Origin of the sequence: Streptomyces cavernicola (assembly GCF_029968035.1) — a bacterium.
Classification (GTDB): domain Bacteria; phylum Actinomycetota; class Actinomycetes; order Streptomycetales; family Streptomycetaceae; genus Streptomyces; species Streptomyces cavernicola.
Genome location: NZ_JASCIQ010000003.1, coordinates 267,245 through 287,786 on the forward strand (window position 1 = coordinate 267,245; position 20,542 = coordinate 287,786).

A 20,542-nucleotide genomic window follows, 5' to 3' on the forward strand; every position below is an offset into this window, starting at 1 on the left:
AACTCGGCGCCGGCACCGATCCTGACGCCCAGGACCCACCGGCACGCGTCACCGACCCTGGTCCCAGGCAGTCCCCGGGTCCTGGGCGAGAACATGCTCCACCAGGGAGATGAGGACGTCCTTGCCCGAATCGCGGTCGCGTACGTCGCAGAGGAGTACCGGGGTCGTGGTGGAGAGGTCGAGGGCGGTGGCGATGGCTTCGGGGGTGTGGGTGCGGATTCCGTCGAAGCAGTTGACGGCGACGATGAACGGGATGTTCCGGCTCTCGAAGTAGTCGACCGCCGGGAAGGAGTCCGCGAGGCGGCGGGTGTCGGCGAGGACGACCGCGCCGAGGCAGCCGGTGGCCAGCTCGTCCCAGACGAACCAGAAGCGGTCCTGGCCCGGGGTGCCGAAGAGGTAGAGGGCCAGGTCGGTGCGGAGGGTGATGCGCCCGAAGTCCATGGCGACGGTGGTCGTGGTCTTCGTCGACACCCCCTGGAGGTCGTCGACCGGGCGGGAGGCCTCCGTCAGCTGTTCCTCCGTGCGCAGCGGGCGGATCTCGCTCACCGACTCGACCAGTGTGGTCTTCCCGACGCCGAAGCCGCCGGCGATCAGGAGCTTCAGGGCGGTGAAGTCGGCGGTGAAGTCTGCGGTCGAGTCGACGCGGTCAGAGTGCGCGTAGGCCATGGATCACTTCTCGCAGGAGGTGGGCGTCGGGGCGGGTGCTGGTCTGCGGGGCCGCGTCGGGCGGGGTGATGGCGATCAGTCCGGCCGCGGTCAGGTCGCCGAGCAGGACGCGTACGACGCCGAGGGGCAGGCCCGAGTCCGAGGCCAGGTCGGCCACCGGGCGCGGGCCTCGGGTGCAGAGGGCGAGCAGGTCGCGCTGCTCGGGCGGGAGCGGGCCGGGCGGGGGCGCCGCGTCGGGGCGGGCCCGCACGATCGCCATCAGGTCGACCCGCTCGGCGCCGTTCGCGGTGCGCGCCCGGCCGGCGGTCATCGCGTAGAGGCGGACCAGGGGGCCGGCCTCGTCGTCGTAGCGGTCGGTCCAGGCGTCCGGGTGGTCCGGGTGGTCCGGGTGGGCGTTCGGGTCCGTCATGGGGTCTCGCCGTCCGGCCTCGCGGGGGCGTCGGCCGACCTGGTGGGGACGCCGAGGTGCTCGCGTACGCGGTCCACGAGGAGGGCCATCTCGTACGCCACCAGGCCGATGTCGGCGTGGCCGTCGGTGAAGACGGCGAGGCAGGAGCCGTCCCCCGCGGCGACCACGAACAGGAAGCCGCCCTGCAGTTCGACCATGGTCTGGACGACGCCGCCCGCGTCGAAGTGCCGGCCCGCGCCCTTGGCCAGGGAGTGGAAGCCGGAGGCGATGGCCGAGAAGCGCTCGGACTCGTCGCGGCCCATGCCGGTGGAGGCGCCCACGCACAGGCCGTCGTTGGAGAGCATGACCGCGTGCCGGACCTCGGCGACCCGGTCGACCAGGTCGTCGAGGAGCCAGTCGACGCCGCCGCGGCCCTCGCCGCCGGACCGGTCGGCGCCGCCCAGGTTGGTGACGGTGTACGTCGGGGTCATCGGGGTCCTTGTCCTTCGTCGTCGGTCGGGGTGGCGTGCGGGACGCGGTCGCCTTCGCTCGGGGCGGGCGGCGGTGCTGCGGCTTCACGGGCGGCTCGGGCGCGGTGCCGGCCGGAGCGCAGGGAGGCCATCGTGGCGCGCGCCGCCTCCGGCGAGCGGCGACCCGGCAGCTGCGGTTCCGGTTCCGGTCCGGCCTCGGGTTCGCGCAGCTCGGGGGCCATGTTGGCCTGGCGTACGCGGCGGGGCAGGCCGTCGTCGAGGGGCGCTGGGTGTTCCACGGGGGCGGGTTCCTCCGGGGGGAGGGGCTGAGGTTTCGGCTGCGTTCGCGGCTGGGGCTGAGGCTGGAGCGGGGGGCGTATCGGTTCGGGTGCCGCGCGTACGGGCTGCGGTTCCGGGCGTACGGGTTCAGGCGCCGCGCGTACAGGCTGCGGTGCCGGGCGTACGGGCTCCGGGTTCGGGTCCGGGTGCGGGGGCGCGGGTTGGAGGGCCGGGCGGCGTTGCGGGAGTTCGGGGAGGGGGCGGAGGCCCGGGTGCGGGGCCTCCAGGAGCTCCTTCGGCACGAACACGACCGCCGTGATGCCGCCGTAGACCGAGCGGCGCAGGGTGACGTCCACGTGCTGGCGTTCGGCGAGGCGGTTGACCACGAACAGGCCGAGCTGGCGGGAGTCGAGGAGGTCGATGTCGGGGGCGTGGATCTTCTCGTTGGCCGCGGCGAGGGCCTCGTCGCCCATGCCGAGGCCGCGGTCCTCGATCTCCAGGACCGCGCCGGCCCCGACCTCCTCGCCGCGCACCACCACGGGGGTGTGCGGAGGCGAGAACTGGGCGGCGTTCTCGGCGAGTTCGGCGACGAGGTGGACCAGGTCGGCCACGGCGGAGCCCGCGAGGAGCAGGTCCGGGACGTCGTGCAGCTGGACCCGGTCGATGTCGGCGGTCTCGGCGATGCCCGCGCGTACCGCGTCGATCAGCGGGACCGGGTTGCGCCAGGCGCGGCCGGGGGCGGAGCCGGAGAGGATGAGGAGGGACTCCGCGTGCCGGCGCATGCGGGTCGTCAAGTGGTCGAGGCGGAAAAGGTCTTCGAGGTCGGTGGGGTTCTCGGTGCGGCGCTCCATCGTGTCGAGGAGCTCCAGCTGGCGGTGGAGCAGCACCTGGCTGCGCCGGGCCAGGCTGACGTACACGCCGGAGACTCCGGTGAGGACGGCGGCGCGGCCCGCGACGGCGCGCAGGGCGGCGCGCTGCACGGTGGTGAGCGCCGCGCCGACCTGGCCGACCTCGTCCCTGATGGGGGTGCGGGCGAGCGGGGCCTCGGTGTCGAGGTCGACGACCTCGCCGTTGTGGATGCGGCGCATCGCGGTGGGCAGCCGGGTGGCGGCCAGGTCGAGGGCGCGGTTGCGCAGGCCGGTGAGGTCGTTGACGAGGCCGCGGCCGATGCGTACGGAGAGGATCAGGGCGAGCACCACGCCGAGCAGGCCGAGGAGCACCGCGAGGCCCGAACTGCCCAGGGTGGCGAGGGAGTACGGCTCCGCGGCGGCGGCCGGGGCTGCGGTCGCGCGCTCGGCCCGGTCGAGTCCGGTGAGGGTCTCCCCGGCGGCGGCGTGCCAGCTCCCGGCGGGCACGGCCCCGACGGCGTTGCCGGCGCTCGCTTCGAGTACGTCGTCCTGGGCGGTGCGCAGGTCGGCCGCGGCGGGCGAGTCGAGGACCGCGCGGTAGGCGGTGGCGTCGCGCGGGGCGAGGTCGGCGGCGGCGCTCTTCGTGAGGCTGCGCTGGAGGGCCACGTCACCGACGAAGGTGCGGTACTGCTCCGCGGTCATCTCGCCGTCGGCCTGCGCGGCCCCGTACACCGCGTTCTGGCGGCTCAACGCCTCACGGGCGCGGGCGAGTTCGAGGACGGCGCGGGTGTCGGCCGCCGCGCCCGCGCCGTCGGCGCGGGCGAGCGCGGAGCGGACGGCGAATCCGTGCTCGACGGCGGTGCTGTAGCGGGCGAGCGCGGCGGAGCCGGTGTCCGCCTCCCGTCCGGTGAGCGTCTCGGCGCTGTGCAGCAGCCGCTGGATGCGGCCGGGCAGGCCGGCGTCGATGCCGGCGATGTCGGTGCTGCTGGAGCGGACGCCCGCGCGCAGGGCCGCGGCCGCCTTGTCCGTACGGGACTTGGCGGCGTCGTAGGCGCTGCGGGCGGCGGGACCGGGGGCGGCGTACTGCACGAGGGCGGCGGAGCGCTCGTCCTGGACGGCGCGGGTGAAGTCCGATACGGGCTGTACGAGCGCCGAGTTGACCTGCTTCAACTGCTCGGCGTCCGAGACCTGGGTCGCGGTGGTGACCGCGGCGTGGCCCCAGAGCGCCATCAGGGAGACCACCGGCACGGTCAGCAGGGTGACGACCTTGGCTCTGATCGACTTGGGCCGCAGCCGTTCGGGCAGCGGTAGGCGTACGGGCATGACGGAGTGGCTCCTCGGCGGCACTCGGCGGTGCGGGAGTGCGGGAGTTGTGCGGGCGAGGGACGGCTCGGCCCTGGGGGAGGTCGGGTGGGGGTGAGGTGGCCCGAGGCGGGGCCGGCCGGCTCAGGTCGCCGGGAGTTCCACCTCGCGCAGCGGGCGGGCCGCGGCCTCGTTCTCGGCGCTTTCCCGCGCCGTCGGCGACAGCGCGACGAACGCGCAGGTCAGGAAGAGGAACGAGCCGAGCACCACGGCGAGCGGCAGGATGAACGCCGGTGCGCTGGCGCCCGTCAGGGGCTCGGTGCTCGCGGCCACGGAGACGGAGACGGCGGCCATGCCGGTGTAGTGCATGCTGCTCACGGCCAGGCCCATCACCAGCGCGGCGACGGCGGCGATCACCGGTCCGCGTACGGCGAGCGCGGCCCACAGCGCGGCGGACGCGGCGACGACGGCGATGACGACGGATGCGGCGACGAGCGTCGGGTCGTAGGCGAGGCTGCCGTTGAGCTCCACGGCGGACATGCCGATGTAGTGCATCGCGGCGACGCCGAGCCCGGTGCCGAGGCCGCCGAGGAGGACGGAGCGGGCGCGCGATCCGCCGTAGCCGGCGACGAAGACGCCCGCGCCGACGACGGCGACGGCCACGACGAGGCTCAGCAGGGTGAGCGGGATGTCGTAACGGATCGGTGTGCCCTCGACCTTGTAGCCGAGCATCGCGATGAAGTGCATCGTCCAGATGCCCGCGCCGATCGCGGCGGACGCGGTGATCAGCCAGTTCCTCTTGGCCCGCCCCCCGGCGGCCAGGCCGCGCACGGTGCAGCGCAGTCCGAGCGCTGCTCCCACGACGGCCATGACGTAGGACAGGACCGGTGTGATCCAGCCACCGTCCATGTGCTGCATGTGACCCACGGATTTCCTCTCGCTCTGCGCGGTCGGCCCCCCGGTCGGACGGGGACGCTAGCACGCAGTGGATCTCCGGTCTCGGGCCTGAAACGGCGGGCCCGTTCCGGGGTTACCGCAGGTTTGACCCCGAGTTCAAAGGGCTTGCGGGGCAAGGGAAATGGTGGGCCGCCGAGTGCCGATGCGACTCATGTCACGGCACACCTCAGGGCCCTTCGGACATTAAGGGCCAAGGATGATACGGACCTTTCGGTCACCTGCGCGGAGACTGTGGAGAGTTGTCGAAGGTTTTCGGCCACGGCGGCAGGAGTTCCTCACGCGTACCGCGTGAACGCTTCCGCGATGTCCTCGGTCGTCGCGCCCTCCGTCATGAGCAGGAGCCGCAGCAACACCCGTGCCTTGTACGGGTCGAGGAGGCCGGCGTTGAGGAGGCCGCGCCGTTGGAGGTCGGACTCGGAGCCGGGGGCGCCGTAGGTGTGGCGCAGGACGGAGCCGGCGCCGGTGCGGGAGGTGAGGACGACGGGGATGCGGGTGGCGAGGTCGCCGAGGACGGGGGCGAGGCGGCTGGAGACGTGGCCGACGCCGAAGCCGGCGACGACCAGGCCTCGCACGCCGTCGTCCTCGCCGAGGCGGGTGAGCGCGTGGCCGTCGTCGTCGAGCGTGACGGTGTGCAGGGCGACGCGGGCGGGTGCGGCCGGGCCGGGGGTGAGCGGGGTGCGGCGGGGCGGGCGGGTGAGGATGCGCGGGGTGCCTTCGATGACGTGCCCGACGGGGCCGGTGTCGGGGGAGGTGAACGCGGCGGTGCTGGTGGCGTGCGCTTTGCGGACCGAACGGGCCGCGTGGATCTCGTCGTTGAGGACCACGAGCGCGCCGAGGTCGCGGGCCTCGTCGGCGGCGGCGACGCGGGCGGCGGCGAGGAGGTTGGCCGGGCCGTCGGGCCCCGCGAGGGTGGGGTTGCGCATGGCGCCGGTGAGGACGAACGGCTCGGGGTGCGGCCACACCAGGTCGATGAGGAAGGCGCTCTCCTCCAGGGTGTCGGTGCCCTGGGTGACGACGACGCCGCGGGCGCCCGCGCGTACCGCCTTGGAGGCCTGCTCGACCAGGTCGAGGAGGCCGCGGAAGGTGAGGTCGGGGCTGGGGACGGACTGGGTGTCGTGGACGTCGAGGGGGATGTCGAGTCCGGGGACGGCCGCGGCGAGGTCGGCGCCGGTGAGACGGGGGACGACGGCGCCGCCGCGCTCCCCCGCCCCGGCGTCGGCCATCGCGATGGTCCCGCCGAGGGTGAACAGGGCTACGGTCACGGGGAGTTCCCTTCGCTGGGCGTGCGGCGCGGGTTTCGCGGGGGGGCGCGGCGCGGGTTTCGCTGGGCGCGCGGCTCGGGTTTCGCTGGGCGCGCGGCTCGGGTTTCGCTGGGCGCGCGGCTCGGGTTTCGCTGGGCGCGCGGCTCGGGTTTCGCTGGGCGCGCGGCTCGGGTTTCGCTGGGCGTGCAGTGCGGTGTCGGGTTGCGGTCTCGGGGTGTGCTCTCGGGTTGCGGTGAGGTTAGCGGCCGGGCTCGCCGGTGATCACGGTCCGCTCCTTCGAGAACGCGCCCCAGTTCCCGTCGGGCAGTTTCGCGCGGAGTTTGACGCGGTACGTCCGCCCGGCCTCGCGGGTGATGAAGAAGCTGTGCTCGGCCCGGCCTTCGGGGGCTTCGGCGCCCCACATGAGGGTCGTGGCGGGTCTGCCGTCGAGGTGGATCTGGTACTCGCTGACGTCCCCGCCGGTGTCGGGCGGGGTCCAGGAGAGGTCGAGGTGGTGGGCGCCGTCGTCGACGTGGGTGCCGACGCGGAAGTCGGCGGGCGCGGTGCCCGCGGACGTGCCCTCGGCCCCTTCGGGCGCCGCCGCCGTGGTGAGGCCGACGGGGTCGGCGGCGCGGGAGCTGTTGTCGGCGGCGTCGCGGGCCTTGACGGTGAAGGTGTAGTCGATGCCGGGGCGAAGTCCCGTGACCAGGGCGGCGGTCGAGTCCCCGTCGACGCTGTGGATCTTCGAGCCGCGCTGGTAGACGTCGTACGAGGTGACCTCCTCGTTGTCGGTGGCCGCGCGCCAGGACAGGGTGGCGGCGCGGGGGCCGGAGGCGTGGGCGCGCAGCCGGGTGGGGGCGGTGGGCGGCTCGCTGTCGGCGGTGGCGCGCGAGCGGGTGGTGACGGTGACGGCCCGGCTCAGGGGCGAGGCGGTGCCGTTCTTGGCCTTGGCCCGGACGGTGAACTTGTAGGTGGCGGCGGGTTTCAGGCCCGTGACGTCGACCATGAGGCGGTCGGCGGGGACGGTCTTGACGCGGGTGGTGCCTCGGTAGATCTCGTACTCCTCGATGTTTCCTGTGGCTGCTTTGTTCCACATGACGTGGACCGAAGTGGCGCTGGAGGCCTGGGCGGTGAGGCCGCGCGGCGCGACCGGCTCCGGCTCGGCGGCCCTGGTCTCGCCGGCGCAGCCGGTCAGGGACGCGCAGAGGGCGACGGCCAGGGCCGTGGCCAGGGCGGCGGAGTCGGTCCATCGGGTGGGCTTGCTACGTCGCACGGTGCGGCCTTCCGTTCGACGGCGCGCGCACGCGGCGCTCGGCACGCACCGGCCCGACAGCATTGGTCTGGACATGTTCGCCACAGGGTCGGCCGTGCTTCAAGAGGGCGTGCACGATTCCAGGTGCCGCCACCAAGTGGCCGTACCTGAACGGAAGTTGCCCCCCCGGCCGAGGGGTGCGGGACAGCGATGGACGCCGCCCCGCACCCCGGCCGTGGACCTCGCGCGTCAGCGGCTGTAGCGCATCAGCGCGCGGACCATGTGGCAGGTGATGTCCGACGGCTGGTGCACGCCGACGAGTTCGGCCGTGCTGCGTATCTTGCGGTTGTTCGCCTGCTCCGCGCGGAGCACGCCCGAGTCGAGCAGGGCGATGGCGAGACGCATGGCCTTCAGGCGGCGGTTGTGCATGATGTAGAACTCCCGCGGGCGGCCCGCGGGGAGCGGCTGCTTCACCAGCGGCATGTACGGAAGGTCGATCGGCAAGGGCTTCGGGACAGCGGACAGGACAGCGGCCATGAACATCCTCCTGGGTGGTCGGGGGTGGGACACACCGCTTCCGCGGCAGTGCCCAACCCGTCTCGAACACTGCTTCTATTCTATGGCCCACCACTGACAATCGCCGCTGGCAGCAAGGGCGTTGAGGGGCGCAGAAGAGCTCCCCCGCGCGCCCCCTCGGAGCGGAGTGCTGGCTTACGCTTGCGGCATGGAGATCTGGATCAACCCGGCCTGTTCGAAGTGCCGCAGCGCGGTGCAGCTGCTCGACGAGGAGGGCGCCTCGTACACGGTGCGCCGCTACCTGGAGGACGTGCCCAGCGAGGACGAGATCCGCGCGGTCCTCGACCGGCTCGGCCTCGAACCGTGGGACATCACCCGCACCCAGGAGGCGGACGCGAAGGAGCTGAACCTCAAGGACCGTGAGGAGTGGCCGCGCGAGCCCGCCGCCCGCGACCGCTGGATCGCCGCGCTCGCCGCCCACCCGAAGCTGATCCAGCGCCCGATCATCACGGCGGACGACGGCACGGCGGTGGTGGGGCGCACGGAAGAGGCCGTACGGGACGCCATGGGGCGCTGAGCCGCACCCGGGGGCCGGCCTGCTGAGCGTCCCGCCCCCTGCGGAGCCGGGACGTCAAGGCGCTACAGCAGCGAGCGTTCCGCCTCCGCCAAGATCTCCGTCACGCGCAGCCCGAAGCGCACGTCGCAGGCGTGCGGGACGCCCGTGCGCGCCGCTGCCAGGAGGGCGTCGACGGCGCGCGCGTAGGCGTCCAGCGGCCCGTCGCCCCACACCTCGGGGAGGGTCACGACGCCGGACGCGCCGCGCAGTTCGACCGTCACGCCGCCCGCCTTCTCCGGCGCGGTGAGGCTCAGCGTGGCCGTCGAGGAGGCGCCCGACCCGTGGCGCAGCAGCAGATGCGTGGTGTCCAGCGGGCCGCGCGCCGCCGTCACCGACGTCACGTCGCCGAGCGCGGGCACCAGCAGCGACAGGGCGTGCGGCCCCACGTCCCACAGCGCGCCCTTCTCGCGCCGCCAAGGGGACTCGGCGTACGGACTCTTCGTGTCCGGGGCGTAGATGCTGCCGAGCCACTCGGCGCGACCGGTGAACCAGCCGCCCGCTGCGGCCTGTTCGGCCGGCCACGGGGCGCTGGCCGTCGAGAAGCGCAGCGTGAAGAACACGACGGACGCCACGTCGGCGGCCGCGGCGGCCAGTGCACGCGCGGCGGCCACGTCGGTCGCGACCGGCTTGTCGAGGAGCAGGTGCCGCCCGGCCCGCGCCGCGCGTGCGGCGATTTCCGCCTGTACGTCGGGCGGCAGGGCGAACGCGACCGCGTCGACGTCGTCGATCAGGGCGTCCGCCTCGGCGTACGCGCGCGTGCCGAGCTGTTCGGCGAGCGCACCGGCCGCATCGGGCCTGCGCCCCCACACCCCGGTGAGCTCCACCTCGGGGTGCGCGGCGAGCGCCGGACCGTGCACACGCGCGGCCCACGGTCCCGTACCGAACAGGCCGACGCGCAGCGGCACGGTGGGGTTCTCAGCCGCGGGGTGGTCAGCCACGGGGTTCTCAGTCGTGGAGTTCTCGGGGCTTCTCGGTGGGGTCGCCATGGGGGCCAGTCAATCGCGTATACGACGCACACGGCCACAGAAGCCGGGTTGCGAGCCGTGTTACACGGGGTTCACAGACGGGCAACGGTCGGGAAATCGCACCTTGGCAGGCTGCGTGCAGCGCGACAGCACCGCCGCGACCCACCCGCATCGCACGCACAGCCCGCAAAGGATGGCGCCCCCGTGACGTTCAAGGCCGAATACATCTGGATCGACGGCACCCAGCCGACGGCGAAGCTGCGCTCCAAGACGAAGATCATGACCAGCGGTCCCGTGGGCCTCGACGAGCTGCCGATCTGGGGCTTCGACGGCTCCAGCACCAACCAGGCCGAGGGCCACGCCTCCGACCGCGTCCTCAAGCCGGTCTTCACGTGTCCTGACCCGATCCGCGGCGGCGACGACATCCTCGTGCTGTGCGAGGTCCTCAACACGGACATGACGCCGCACGTCTCCAACACCCGGGCCCCGCTCCGCGAGGTCGCCGAGAGGTTCGCGGGCCAGGAGTCGATCTTCGGCATCGAGCAGGAGTACACCTTCTTCAAGGGCGCGCGTCCGCTCGGCTTCCCCGAGGGCGGCTTCCCCGCGGCGCAGGGCGGCTACTACTGCGGTGTCGGCTCGGACGAGATCTTCGGCCGCGACGTCGTCGAGGCGCACCTGGAGAACTGCCTGAAGGCCGGTCTCGGCATCTCCGGCATCAACGCCGAGGTCATGCCCGGCCAGTGGGAGTTCCAGGTCGGCCCGCTGGCCCCGCTCGAGGTCTCCGACCAGCTGTGGATCGCCCGTTGGCTGCTGTACCGCACCGCCGAGGACTTCGACATCTCCGCGACCCTCGACCCGAAGCCGGTCAAGGGCGACTGGAACGGCGCCGGCGCGCACACCAACTTCTCCACCAAGGCCATGCGCGAGGGCTACGCCGCCATCATCACCGCCTGCGAGTCCCTCGGTGAGGGCTCCAAGCCGATGGACCACGTGAAGAACTACGGCGCGGGCATCGACGACCGCCTGACGGGCCTGCACGAGACCGCCCCGTGGAACGAGTACAGCTACGGCGTCTCCGACCGCGGCGCCTCGGTCCGCATCCCGTGGCAGGTCGAGCAGGACGGCAAGGGCTACATCGAGGACCGCCGCCCGAACGCGAACGTCGACCCGTACGTCGTGACCCGGCTCATCGTCGACACCTGCTGCACCGCCCTGGAGAAGGCCGGCCAGGTCTGATCCAGCCGCTCGTACGCATACGCAGGGGCGCCCTCCGACCGGTGGGCGCCTCTCGGCGTTCCCGTCCATCTGGTGGGCGGCCCCTGCCGGTTGCTGTGGGGCGTCTGCTTCAATGGGGGGCATGGCCAGCTTCCAGAACTCCGTGCCGGGTCGTCACGACCTCGAGCCGTTCTGGCCGTCACGTCAGCATCACGACTTCGACCGGGTCTGTTGCCGCGCGCTGAACGCGCCGGCCCGCTAACGCCGTTCACCTCTGCGTACGGCCTTCGGTCGGCGCGCGAATGAGTACGTTCCCCAGACGCCTCTCGCGCGAATCGAGCTGACCCCTCATGACGAACCCCCAGAGCGCCTCCTCGGCCACTCCCCCTCCCGCCTCTCTCAAGCGGCACCATCTGCGGGCCATCGGCCGCGACGAGATGGTCGACGTCGCCGAATTCCTGCCGCCCGGCGCGACGTGGCTGCCCGCGCCGCAGCACGCCGTGCCGACGCTGCCCGGACATCCGCCGATGATCGGCTACTTGGTCCTGGTCCCCGCAGAGCAGCAGGGGCGCCCGACCACCGTGTCCGCAGTGGCGGCCCCTGCACCTGGGCCATCGGCATCGGCGCAGGAGGCTTCGGCCGAGGTGCTCGGCGACGGCCTTCCGGTGCGCGTCTACCCCGTGCAGCGCACCGCCGAGGTCGACGGCGTCCGACTCGACCTGACGTACCTGGAGTTCGAGCTCCTCGCCCACCTCGTGGCCCATCCGCACCGGGTGCACTCCCGCGACCAGCTGGTCACCACGGTCTGGGGGTACGGGCACGTCGGCGACGGCCGGACCGTCGACGTCCACATCGCCCGCCTGCGCCGCAAGTTGGGCGCCGAGCACCGGCAGGTCATCCAGACGGTGCGCCGGGTGGGGTACAAGTACGCGCCCGTCTCCAAGCGTTGACCTGACGCATCGCCCCCAGGGGCCGTGCTCGTACGTCATACCTGAGTCGTACGTACACGGCCCCTGGCGCGCGTTCAGTCGCTGGAATTCAGTCGCTGGAATTCGCCCTGCGGGCCCGCGCCAGGCGGCCGATGCCCACGTCGAGCACCAGGAAGACGAGCAGGCTGAGCCCGAGCAGCGGTACGAACCAGCCGACCGCGGCCGTCGCCGCGGCGAGCGGCACGAGCAGCAGCGGGGGCGCCTTGCGCCAGGCGCCGCGCGGCAGCGGCCGGCCGAAGCTCAGGGCGCGGCCCTTCGTCGGCCTGCGCAGCCACCACATGCGGTAGCCCCACACGATGAGCAGCACGGTGGCGACCATCAGGGCGGCGAGCGCCAGCTGGTTGGGCAGGCCGAGGAAGACGCCCATGTGCGCGTCGATGCCGAACCGGGTGAGCTTGGCGAGCAGCGGGTAGTCGGCGAACGCCACCTCGTCGACGACCTTCCCATCGGTCGGGTCGACGGCCACCGAGTCGAGGTGGACGGGGAGTTGGGCGTCGGTCTCCTTGACCACGTAGCCCTGTCCGTCGACCGGCAGGGTGACCGCGAGCTGACCGCCGTCGATGCCCTGGCCCCGGGCGATCTCCAGGGCCCGGTCGACGCCGATGTCCGCGCTCCCGTGGCCGCCGCCGTGACCACCGCTGTGGCTGTCGCTGTGGCTGTCGTCCCGGCCGTGCGTCTGGCCGGAGGCGCTTCCTCCGTGGCCCTCGTGGCCGCCGCCGGAGGGCGTGCCTCCGGCCAGGGTCGCGTCGACCACGGGGGTGGCGCCGCCGAGTTGGGCCTTCAGCTCGCCGATGTTGCCGCCGGCGTGCTGGGACCAGGTCAGGCCGGTGGCCGAGAGCGCCACGAGGCCGAGCACCGCGCACAGTCCGAGGGCGCCGTGCCGGTTCAGGGTGCGGGTACGCCCCTTGGCCTGGCCCTTCGCGGGTACGACGAGGTCGCGGCGGCGGGTACGACGGCGGCCGAACCACAGGGCGAGGCCGCCGAGCGCCACCACCCACAGCCAACTGGCCGTCAGCTCGCTGTAGTTGCGGCCGAACTCGCCGAGGTGCAGGTCGCGGTGGAGCTCGTCGACCCAGGTGCGCAGCGGCAGGGCCCCGGAACTGCCGTAGCTGGTGAGCTCGCCGCGGACCTCGGCGTCGTAGGGGTTCACGAAGACCGCGAGGGAGCGGTCATCGGGCACATCGGGCGTGGAAAGCAGCACGCGCGTGGTGCGGTTTTCGGCGGGCGCGGGCCACACCTCGGTGACGGTGCCCTCGGGATGCGCCGCACGCGCGGCGTCGATCTGCTCGCTCAGCGGCAGCGCGGCGCCGCCTGCGGGGACCTCCAGCTCGTGCGCGTACACGATCTTCTCCGCCTGGAAGGAGAGCGAGTACAGCAGACCGCTCACGGCGGCGACGAGCAGGAACGGGGCGATGAGCACCCCGGCGTAGAAGTGCAGCCGCAGGAGGAGCGGCCGCAGGGCGGACCAGAGGCCGGAGCCTTGCTCCTGGGGCTGTTGTTCCTGTCCCCGTTCCTGTTGCTGGTGCTGGTTTTGCTGGTCCGATTGGTCCGGCTTGGGCCGGTCTTCGATGGCCATGACGTCCTTCGGTGGTCGTACGACGGCAGGGGAAACTCACCCCGTGGCGTCGTACGAGAAGGTGCGCGGCTCGCAGGAGCGCGGCTCAGGACGCCAGGGGCGCGGGTCGGAGAAGGAGCCCCTGGGCGGGTGGGCCGCGCCGGGTGACGGCGTACGCGAGAACGGCTGCACGCGCGCGTGCGACCGGGCGGGGACGGGGCCGGCGCGTGAGACGGGGCGGCAGCGGCAGCCGCACCGCGGTGAGCAGCAGCCGCAGCGGGGCGAAGGCCAGCGAGTCGACGGCGGCGAGGAGTTGGAAGAACGCCGCCTCGCCGCGTGCCAGCCAGAGGGCGCAGACGAGTGCGGCGAGCACGTGGACGGCCAGCATGCCCAGGGAGCTGTGGTCCAGGTGCGCCCCTGCGCCGCTCGCAGGGGCTCCGCTCGCATGGGAACCGCCCATGTGCCCATGTGAGTGGGACCCGCCCATGTGGGACCCACCCATGGAGGCGGTATCGGTCTGCGAACCGGCGAACGTCAAGTGCAGGGCGGCCTGCATCGCGAGCAGTCCAGTCGCGATCGACGGGATACCTCGGCGTCGATGGCCGACACCCCAGGCCGCGAGCCCGGTGACGACGAACGCCACCAAGAGGGCGCCGAACGGGACGTCCTGGCCCGACATGGACGAATGCCCCACAGCAGCCAAGGAGACGCCCACCGCCGCGAAGATCGCGGCCCGAAAGGCGCGCAGCGGCGACCGGGCATCCGTCATCGGCGCCATGCTGCCACCCCGGCGCCCGGCCGAGGACACCGGCCGTAGCCCCTGCGCGAACCCTGGGAAAAGGCGGATAGTTCCCGCTTCTGCTCGCGGCCTTCGCGAATCTTCTGTCAGCAGAGCGCCATTCCGTCGCGGCGCTTCGGCGGGCAAGCTCGGGCGCATGAGACTTCTGATCCTCGGTGGTACGGAATTCGTGGGCCGCGCCGTGGCCGAGTCCGCGCTCGCCCGCGGCTGGGACGTGACGGTGTTCAACCGCGGCCGGCACGCCCCGCCGGCCGGCGTCCGCGCGCTGCGCGGCGACCGCACGGCGCCCGACGGCCTCGCGGCCCTCGCCGACGGCGCGTGGGACGTCGTGGTCGACACCTGGTCGGCGGCGCCCCGCGTCGTCCAGGACAGCGCGCGGCAGCTCGCCGACCGCGTCGGGAGATACGCGTACGTGTCGAGCGGCTCCGTCTACGCCTGGGCGCCCCCGGCCGGCTTCGACGAGAGCGCGCCCCTCAACGACGGCGCGGCCGACGCGGAACAGACGGAGTACGCGCAGGACAAGCGCGGCGGCGAGCTGGCCGTCCTGGAGTCCTTCGGCGCCGACCGCTCCCTGCTCGTGCGGGCCGGCCTCATCATCGGGCCGTACGAGAACATCGGACGGCTGCCCTGGTGGCTGGGCCGGATCGCGCGCGGCGGCCCCGTCCTCGCGCCCGGCCCGCGCGAGCTGCCCCTCCAGTTCATCGACGTACGCGACCTCGCGGAGTGGACCCTGGACGCGGCGGCAGCCGAGCTGAGCGGTCCGTACAACGTGCTCGCGCCCCCCGGCCACACCACGACCGGCGCGCTGCTCGACGCCTGCGTGCAGGTCACCGGGAGCGGCGCCGAACTGCGCTGGACCGCGCCGGAGGTGATCGTCGAGGCGGGCGTCGAACCCTGGACCCAGCTGCCGATCTGGGTGCCGCCGCACACCGACATGCACGGCGCCCTGCACAGCGCGGACGTGTCGAAGGTCCTGGCGGCGGGCCTCAGGTGCCGGCCGGCCGAGGAAACCGTGCGGGACACCTGGGAGTGGCTGCAGTCCATCGGCGGCGTCGCACCCCAACGCCCCGACAGACCACAGGTGGGCCTCGCCCCCGAGACGGAGGAGAAGATCCTGGGCACCTCTTAGATCCTGGGCCGGCGGCACGAACGCGCCAGCTCCGCAAGCACCGTTGAGCACCGCCGACCGCCCCGTTAGCGTGCGCCGCAGCAGACGACAGAGGGGGGCACCACATGACTGACCCGTCCCGCCGCAGAGTCATCGGGACGGCCGGAGCCGTCGGACTCGGCACCGTCCTCGGCACACCCGTCCCGTCCCACGCGACAGCTCGGCGCACGCAGACGCCCGCCCTCGACCCGGACCCCGTGCGCGCCGCACTGGACCGGCTCCTTCCCGAGCACGCAGACCAGTTCCAACTGGAGCAACTCCCCGGCCCCGGCGAGCAGTTCAGGGTGAGCGGCTCCACCGGCCGGATCACCGTCGCCGGCAGTGGGCCGTCGGCGCTCCTCAGCGGCGTGCACTGGTATCTGAAGTACGTGTGCGGCGCGCACGTCTCCTGGTCGGGCAGCCAACTCGACCTGCCGCAGCGGCTCCCCGCCCCCGAGCACCCCCTCGAGCGCGCCGCCACCGTGCCGCACCGCTTCGTCTTCAACGACACCCACGACGGCTACACCGCCCCGTACGCGGACTGGCCCCGCTGGCAGCGCATGATCGACGTGCTCGCGCTGCACGGCTGCAACGAAGTGCTCGTCACCGCAGGCCAGGAAGGCGTCTACCACCGGCTCCTGCAGGACTTCGGCTACTCCGACGCCGAGGCCCGCAGCTGGCTGCCCGCCCCCTCGCACCAGCCGTGGTGGCTGCTGCAGAACATGAGCGCGTACGGCGGACCGCTCAGCCCCCGACTCATCGAGCGGCGCGTCGAGTTGGGGCGGAAGCTCGCCGACCGGATGCGGGAGCTCGGCATGAAGCCGGTCCTCCCCGGCTACTTCGGGACCGTCCCCGACGACTTCGCCGCGCGCAACCCGGGCGCCCGCACCGTCCCGCAGGGCGACTGGAACGGCCTGCGGCGGCCCGCCTGGCTGGACCCGCGCACGGACGCGTTCACCCAGGTCGCGGCCGCGTTCTACCGGCACCAGGCCGAACTCTTCGGCGAGATCGACCTGTTCAAGATGGACCTGCTGCACGAAGGCGGCGACCCCGGCGACGTACCGGTCCCCGAGGCCGCGCGCGCCGTGGAGCGGGCGCTGCACGCCGCACGCCCCCGGGCGATCTGGACGATCCTGGGCTGGCAGGCCAACCCGCGCCGGGACGTGATCGACGCGCTGGACAAGACCCGGCTGCTCGTCGTGGACGGCCTGTCCGACCTGGAGACCGTCACGGACCGGGAGAAGGACTGGGGCGGCGCGCCGTACGCGTTCGGCACCATTCCCAACTTCGGCGGACGCACCACCATCGGCGCGAAGACCCACATGTGGACCGAGCGGTTCACGCTCTGGCGGGACAAGCCGGGCTCGACCCTCGCCGGCACCGCGTACATGCCGGAGGCCGCCGAACGCGACCCGGCCGCCCTGGAGCTGTTCACCGAACTGGCCTGGCGCGAGGAGGCCGTGGACCGCGCCGCATGGTTCCGCGACTACGCCGACCTGCGCTACGGCGGGCCGGACGAGCAGGCCAGAGCGGCGACAGCGGCACTGCGCGACACGGCGTACCGGATCACCAGCAAGGACGGCCGGCCGCACGACTCGATCTTCGCGGCGCGCCCCAGCCTCACCGCCAACTCCGGTACGTACTACGCGACGCACACGCCCGCGTTCCCGCCCGGCGGCTTCGACCGGGCGTTCGCGGCGCTGCTCGGAGTGCGGGAGTCGCTGCGCGGCTCGGACGCGTACCGCTACGACCTCACGGACCTGGCGCGGCAGGCCCTCGCCAACCGGTCCTGGCAGCTGCTGCCGCAACTGCGGGCCGCGTACGGCAGGAAAGACCTGGAGACCTTCCGCGCCCTGGCCCGCCTGTGGCTGAAGCTGATGCGGCTCAGCGAGGACGTCACCGGCGCGCACCGCGCGTTCCTGCTCGGACCGTGGCTCGACGACGCGAAGCGCATGGCCTCGACCCCCGCAGAGGAAGTCCAACTGGAGCGCACCGCACGGGTGTTGATCACCACGTGGGCGGACCGCCCCACCGCGGACGGCGGCCGCCTCGCCAACTACGCGAACCGCGACTGGCACGGCCTGATCGGCGACTTCCACCTGCCGCAGTGGACGGCGTACCTGGACGAGCTGGAGGACGCGCTCACGGAGAGCCGGGAGCCTCGGACCTTCGACTGGTATGCGATCGAGGAGCCGTGGACACGGGAGCGGAAGGCGTACGCACTGCGCCCGCCCAACGACGCGTACCGCACCGCGAAGCAGGCGCATGACGTGCTGGCCCACGCCCCCTACCAGGGCAGCGTCAGCGTCTCGGCGGAGCCGCCCGCGTTCCCGCCCGGTGGGCACGCGCGCGTGCGGGCGGTTTTCACCAACGTCAACGGGTTGCGCGCCACCGGCCGCGTGGACTTCGCCCTCACCGGCCTCGACGCCGAACCGGAGAGCGGCACCTCCCTGACGTCCGTGCCCGCAGCAGGCGAGGGCGAGGTCGCCTGGCGCGCCGCGGCCCCCGACGAACCACTCACCACACCCCTGAAGCCCCTGCCGTACGAACTGACCGTGCGGTACGGCCCGCAGGGCGAGGAGCGGGTGACGAGCCTGGTCGCGGGCAGCCTGTACGTGGCCGGGCCCCTGGACGAGATGTGGCGGACGTACACCAACAGCGGAGCCGTCTTCGGGCAGGCGGACGAGCGGTACGCGATCAACGGCGGCGGCCAGGACCTGTGGAAGGGGACGGCCGAGTTCGGCGCCGCATACCGCGAGGGCGCGCTGCGGGACGGGGTCGCGGTGACGGTGCGGGTGGACGCGCAGGACGCCACCGGCCCCTGGGCGCGCGCCGGCCTCATCGCCCGCAACTCCCTCGCCACCCCCGGCTCTTCGGGCTTCGTGAACCTGTCGGTGACGCCCGCGAACGGCGTGGTCCTCTCCTACGACACGAACGGCGACGGCACCCTGGACACGTACAAGCGGATCACCGGCCGCAAAGCCCCGGTGCTGCTGCGGCTCGGCCGGTCGGCCGGCGTCTTCCGCGGCGCGTGCTCGACGGACGACGGCGCGAGCTGGCAGACGGTCGCTGAGATACCCGTGGCGGGCGCGGCGGCGAGCCAGGACGTCGGCTTCTTCATGACGGCGACACACGGCGGCAGCGGGGCGCGGGGAACGGCGGAGTTCAGCGGGTTCCGACTGGAGTGAGGAACAGCCATGGGCCGTCAACTCCCCACGAACTGCGGCCTGTTCGAGTGACCATCTGACGATTCGCTCGTTCTGCTGAACGTGAGTTCTTCGGACGCCGCCACACGAACCGCCCCCGCCTCCTCCCCCGGCCCCGCCCCCGTCGTCGACGTGGAGCAGGCCGAAGCCGCGCTCGTCGAGCACTATCCGCGGCTCGTGCGGCTCGGCTACCTCGTCCTGCCGCCGTCCCTCGGCCGCAACCGGCGCGTGCTGACCGCGCACTGGCTCACCCAGCGAGCCCTGCCCCGCGCCCGCGCGACCGTCGAGCGGGCCATGATCCCGCCGCAGCGCGGGGCGAGTGGCTCGGGTGGGCCGGGTGGGCCGGGCGGCGACCCGGGATACGGGTATGTGCGCCTGCGGGTCCTGCGCAGCGCACTGGAGGCGGGGCTTCCGCTGCGGCGGCGGGCCTGGCCGCGGCGCGCCCAACTGCCGCCGCTGCTGCCGCAGGTGTGGGGCCTAAGACTCTTCCCCCGCTCCGGCGGCGCCGACGAACTCGCCCTCGACCAGCAGCTCACCGCGCTCAGCGGCCCGGCGCGCGCCGCGTACGTGCTGCGCGGCCTGGAGAGACTGCCCGACGCCGAAGTGCGCCGGATCCTCGAAGGCGTCGGCGTCGCGGACCCGCACGCGGCGCTCGCCGAGGCGGACGGAGTGACCGCCCCGTACGAACTGCTCGACTCCCCCGAGTTCGACCCGTGCTCCCTCCAGGCCCGGCCGCCGGATCTGATGCGGCGCAGGCAGCACGGCCGGGCCGCGCTCGCCGCCGCGGCCGCCGCCCTGGTCTGCGGCACGCTCCTCGCGCTGCCCGGCGACGGACTCGCACCCGGCGGCGGGGCGGCCCCGGCATACGCACGCAACCCGGCGGCCGAGGCGGCCCTGGACCCGGCCCGGTTGACCCGCGTGGGAGCGGACGAGTGGCGGCGCTCGGCGCGCACCGACTTCTCCGTGTGGCCGGCCCGCGGCGCACTCACCGGCGACCGCGAGCTGCTCGGCCGCGCCCTCGCCGTATGGGCCCGCCCTGGGCCGACCGTGCAGGTCTCGGCCACCCCCGGCACCCCCTCGGGCGCCCCGCCGGGCCCCGCCCAACTCCTGTACGCGGGCGAGGTCGGCCGGGCCCGCGTGGTGGTGCTGCACGACGGCCTGCGCCTGGTGCGGTACGCCGAGCCGCGGTCCGGGGCGGGCGGCGGCGCGGCCCTCGACTTCGCCCGGGTCGACGGCGCGGCACAGTCCACGTCGGGGGCGGTGGTCGTGGGCCGGGGCAAGGGCGAGGTGCGGTATCTGACGGCGCCGTGGGTGCGTACCGTCGCCGTCCGCGACCTGCGCCGACCCACCTCGCCCGCACGGGAGTTGAGGCGCGCGGCGGACGGCGTGACCGCACCCCTGACCGCCGTGGCGCAGTCCGACGCCTGCACGGAGGTCGCCGCGCTCGAACTGCACGAAGAGGCCCCGTCCAGCACCCGGGGCCCCACCACCCGGCTCGTGACCGACCTCGGCGAGCTCACCCCGGCCCACCTCACCTCCGGCCGACCCGAAGCGCCGGGCGAGGTCAACGGCAAGGCGGCGCTCACAAGTTGGGCCCGTACGGCCTGCCTTCTCGGCACGGTCAGCTCGAACGGCGTACGCGAGGTGAACTCCTGGCCGTACGCGGCACAGCGGCTGCCCGAGGGGAACGGCACGGCGACCTGGGTGTGCACCCGGGCCGAGACCTGGCGGGGCGCGGGCAGCAGAACCCTCGCCCAGTTCCAGGCGCCGGGCAAGGAGACCGGGGCGATCGCGGCGCGCGCACAGGACTCACCGGCCTGCGGGGCGCGCGAGCCGCGCGTGCTCGCCGGGGTGCTGTGGAAGTCGCGGGCGGGCAACTGGCACCTCCTCGCCGCGGGCAGCAAGGACGTGACGTCGATCGCCGTGACAGGCGGCGCGAAGGGCACGGCCCGCGGGAACGTCCTCACGACCCCGGTCCGCAAGGGCGCCCGCGCCCGGCTGACAGGACTCGTCGCAGACGGTACGAAGGTATCGGCACTGCGGTGAACTGCGCTCCCCCGCCCGGCACTTGAGGGGAGGTGCCCCCTCAGGGGCGCGGGGCTGTGACATCGGCGGCTGCGCCGCGTGGGCG

At 73.5% G+C, this 20,542-nt stretch carries 17 protein-coding genes; 6 read left to right on the plus strand and 11 right to left on the minus strand.

Annotation, left to right across the window (positions count from 1 at the left end; translation table 11 throughout):
* Positions 1-48 precede the first annotated feature (48 nt).
* The 8 genes from QIS96_RS04750 to QIS96_RS04785 form a co-directional block, all read right to left on the minus strand.
* The gene (locus tag QIS96_RS04750; protein ID WP_282541071.1) at positions 49-666 is read right to left on the minus strand and encodes a GTP-binding protein; all 618 of its coding nucleotides are present in this window, start codon (positions 664-666) and stop codon (positions 49-51) included.
* Complete coding sequence (locus tag QIS96_RS04755; protein ID WP_282541072.1) at positions 647-1,075, minus strand: DUF742 domain-containing protein; 429 nt, start codon at positions 1,073-1,075, stop codon at positions 647-649. The genes QIS96_RS04750 and QIS96_RS04755 overlap by 20 nt, the downstream gene beginning before the upstream one ends.
* Positions 1,072-1,545, minus strand: coding sequence for a roadblock/LC7 domain-containing protein (locus tag QIS96_RS04760; RefSeq protein WP_282541073.1), 474 nt, complete (start codon positions 1,543-1,545; stop codon positions 1,072-1,074). The genes QIS96_RS04755 and QIS96_RS04760 overlap by 4 nt, the downstream gene beginning before the upstream one ends.
* Positions 1,542-3,974, minus strand: coding sequence for a sensor histidine kinase (locus QIS96_RS04765; RefSeq protein WP_282541074.1), 2,433 nt, complete (start codon positions 3,972-3,974; stop codon positions 1,542-1,544). The genes QIS96_RS04760 and QIS96_RS04765 overlap by 4 nt, the downstream gene beginning before the upstream one ends.
* 123 nt (positions 3,975-4,097) lie before the next feature.
* Positions 4,098-4,880, minus strand: a complete 783-nt coding sequence (locus tag QIS96_RS04770; protein WP_282541075.1) for an MHYT domain-containing protein — start codon at positions 4,878-4,880, stop codon at positions 4,098-4,100.
* Positions 4,881-5,185: 305 nt separating this feature from the next.
* On the minus strand, positions 5,186-6,172 hold the full coding sequence (locus tag QIS96_RS04775; protein WP_282541076.1) for an asparaginase: 987 nt from the start codon (positions 6,170-6,172) through the stop codon (positions 5,186-5,188).
* A 238-nt stretch (positions 6,173-6,410) separates the two neighbouring features.
* The gene (locus QIS96_RS04780; RefSeq protein ID WP_282541077.1) at positions 6,411-7,424 is read right to left on the minus strand and encodes a fibronectin type III domain-containing protein; all 1,014 of its coding nucleotides are present in this window, start codon (positions 7,422-7,424) and stop codon (positions 6,411-6,413) included.
* A gap of 228 nt (positions 7,425-7,652) precedes the next feature.
* Positions 7,653-7,946 carry a hypothetical protein gene (locus tag QIS96_RS04785; protein WP_408907120.1) on the minus strand — a complete coding sequence of 98 codons (294 nt, stop codon included), beginning with the start codon at positions 7,944-7,946 and terminating at the stop codon, positions 7,653-7,655.
* A 181-nt stretch (positions 7,947-8,127) separates the two neighbouring features.
* On the opposite strand from QIS96_RS04785, the gene QIS96_RS04790 reads away from it, so the two are divergent.
* A complete protein-coding gene (locus tag QIS96_RS04790; protein WP_282541079.1) occupies positions 8,128-8,496 on the plus strand; it encodes an arsenate reductase family protein in 369 nt (122 codons plus the stop codon).
* A gap of 62 nt (positions 8,497-8,558) precedes the next feature.
* On the opposite strand, the gene QIS96_RS04795 is transcribed toward QIS96_RS04790, so the two are convergent.
* Positions 8,559-9,434 (minus strand): Gfo/Idh/MocA family protein, encoded by an 876-nt coding sequence (locus QIS96_RS04795; protein WP_282541117.1) that lies wholly within the window; start codon positions 9,432-9,434, stop codon positions 8,559-8,561.
* A 270-nt stretch (positions 9,435-9,704) separates the two neighbouring features.
* Between QIS96_RS04795 and glnII the strand changes: the two genes are divergently transcribed.
* Both glnII and QIS96_RS04805 read left to right on the plus strand, forming a co-directional pair.
* On the plus strand, positions 9,705-10,736 hold the full coding sequence (gene glnII, locus QIS96_RS04800) for a glutamine synthetase (RefSeq protein WP_282541080.1): 1,032 nt from the start codon (positions 9,705-9,707) through the stop codon (positions 10,734-10,736).
* A 329-nt stretch (positions 10,737-11,065) separates the two neighbouring features.
* Positions 11,066-11,665 carry a winged helix-turn-helix domain-containing protein gene (locus QIS96_RS04805; RefSeq protein ID WP_282541081.1) on the plus strand — a complete coding sequence of 200 codons (600 nt, stop codon included), beginning with the start codon at positions 11,066-11,068 and terminating at the stop codon, positions 11,663-11,665.
* 88 nt (positions 11,666-11,753) lie between these two features.
* Here QIS96_RS04805 and QIS96_RS04810 read toward each other — a convergent pair whose 3' ends face one another.
* Positions 11,754-13,280, minus strand: a complete 1,527-nt coding sequence (locus QIS96_RS04810; RefSeq protein ID WP_282541082.1) for a PepSY-associated TM helix domain-containing protein — start codon at positions 13,278-13,280, stop codon at positions 11,754-11,756.
* Between the two features lie 85 nt (positions 13,281-13,365).
* The gene (locus QIS96_RS04815) at positions 13,366-14,028 is read right to left on the minus strand and encodes a hypothetical protein (protein ID WP_282541083.1); all 663 of its coding nucleotides are present in this window, start codon (positions 14,026-14,028) and stop codon (positions 13,366-13,368) included.
* A gap of 166 nt (positions 14,029-14,194) precedes the next feature.
* Here QIS96_RS04815 and QIS96_RS04820 point away from each other — a divergent pair, with 166 nt between their 5' ends.
* The 3 genes from QIS96_RS04820 to QIS96_RS04830 all read left to right on the plus strand — a co-directional run bounded on the left by QIS96_RS04820 (position 14,195) and on the right by QIS96_RS04830 (position 20,457).
* Entirely contained in the window at positions 14,195-15,187 is a 993-nt protein-coding gene (locus QIS96_RS04820) for an SDR family oxidoreductase (protein WP_282541084.1), read from the plus strand.
* Between the two features lie 104 nt (positions 15,188-15,291).
* The gene (locus QIS96_RS04825; RefSeq protein ID WP_282541085.1) at positions 15,292-18,393 is read left to right on the plus strand and encodes an alpha-N-acetylglucosaminidase; all 3,102 of its coding nucleotides are present in this window, start codon (positions 15,292-15,294) and stop codon (positions 18,391-18,393) included.
* An 81-nt stretch (positions 18,394-18,474) separates the two neighbouring features.
* Positions 18,475-20,457 (plus strand): hypothetical protein, encoded by a 1,983-nt coding sequence (locus tag QIS96_RS04830; RefSeq protein WP_282541086.1) that lies wholly within the window; start codon positions 18,475-18,477, stop codon positions 20,455-20,457.
* The last annotated feature ends 85 nt before the right edge of the window (positions 20,458-20,542 follow it).

What these genes read in the sequence shown, in the direction of transcription:
- QIS96_RS04765 (WP_282541074.1), bottom strand. Translation starts at nt 3,974, where the DNA reads ATGCCCGTACGCCTACCGCTGCCCGAACGGCTGCGGCCCAAGTCGATC.
- QIS96_RS04755 (WP_282541072.1), bottom strand. Translation starts at nt 1,075, where the DNA reads ATGACGGACCCGAACGCCCACCCGGACCACCCGGACCACCCGGACGCC.
- QIS96_RS04760 (WP_282541073.1), bottom strand. Translation starts at nt 1,545, where the DNA reads ATGACCCCGACGTACACCGTCACCAACCTGGGCGGCGCCGACCGGTCC.
- QIS96_RS04810 (WP_282541082.1), bottom strand. Translation starts at nt 13,280, where the DNA reads ATGGCCATCGAAGACCGGCCCAAGCCGGACCAATCGGACCAGCAAAAC.
- QIS96_RS04785 (WP_408907120.1), bottom strand. Translation starts at nt 7,946, where the DNA reads ATGTTCATGGCCGCTGTCCTGTCCGCTGTCCCGAAGCCCTTGCCGATC.
- QIS96_RS04820 (WP_282541084.1), top strand. Translation starts at nt 14,195, where the DNA reads ATGAGACTTCTGATCCTCGGTGGTACGGAATTCGTGGGCCGCGCCGTG.
- QIS96_RS04825 (WP_282541085.1), top strand. Translation starts at nt 15,292, where the DNA reads ATGACTGACCCGTCCCGCCGCAGAGTCATCGGGACGGCCGGAGCCGTC.
- QIS96_RS04790 (WP_282541079.1), top strand. Translation starts at nt 8,128, where the DNA reads ATGGAGATCTGGATCAACCCGGCCTGTTCGAAGTGCCGCAGCGCGGTG.
- QIS96_RS04815 (WP_282541083.1), bottom strand. Translation starts at nt 14,028, where the DNA reads ATGACGGATGCCCGGTCGCCGCTGCGCGCCTTTCGGGCCGCGATCTTC.
- QIS96_RS04805 (WP_282541081.1), top strand. Translation starts at nt 11,066, where the DNA reads ATGACGAACCCCCAGAGCGCCTCCTCGGCCACTCCCCCTCCCGCCTCT.
- QIS96_RS04750 (WP_282541071.1), bottom strand. Translation starts at nt 666, where the DNA reads ATGGCCTACGCGCACTCTGACCGCGTCGACTCGACCGCAGACTTCACC.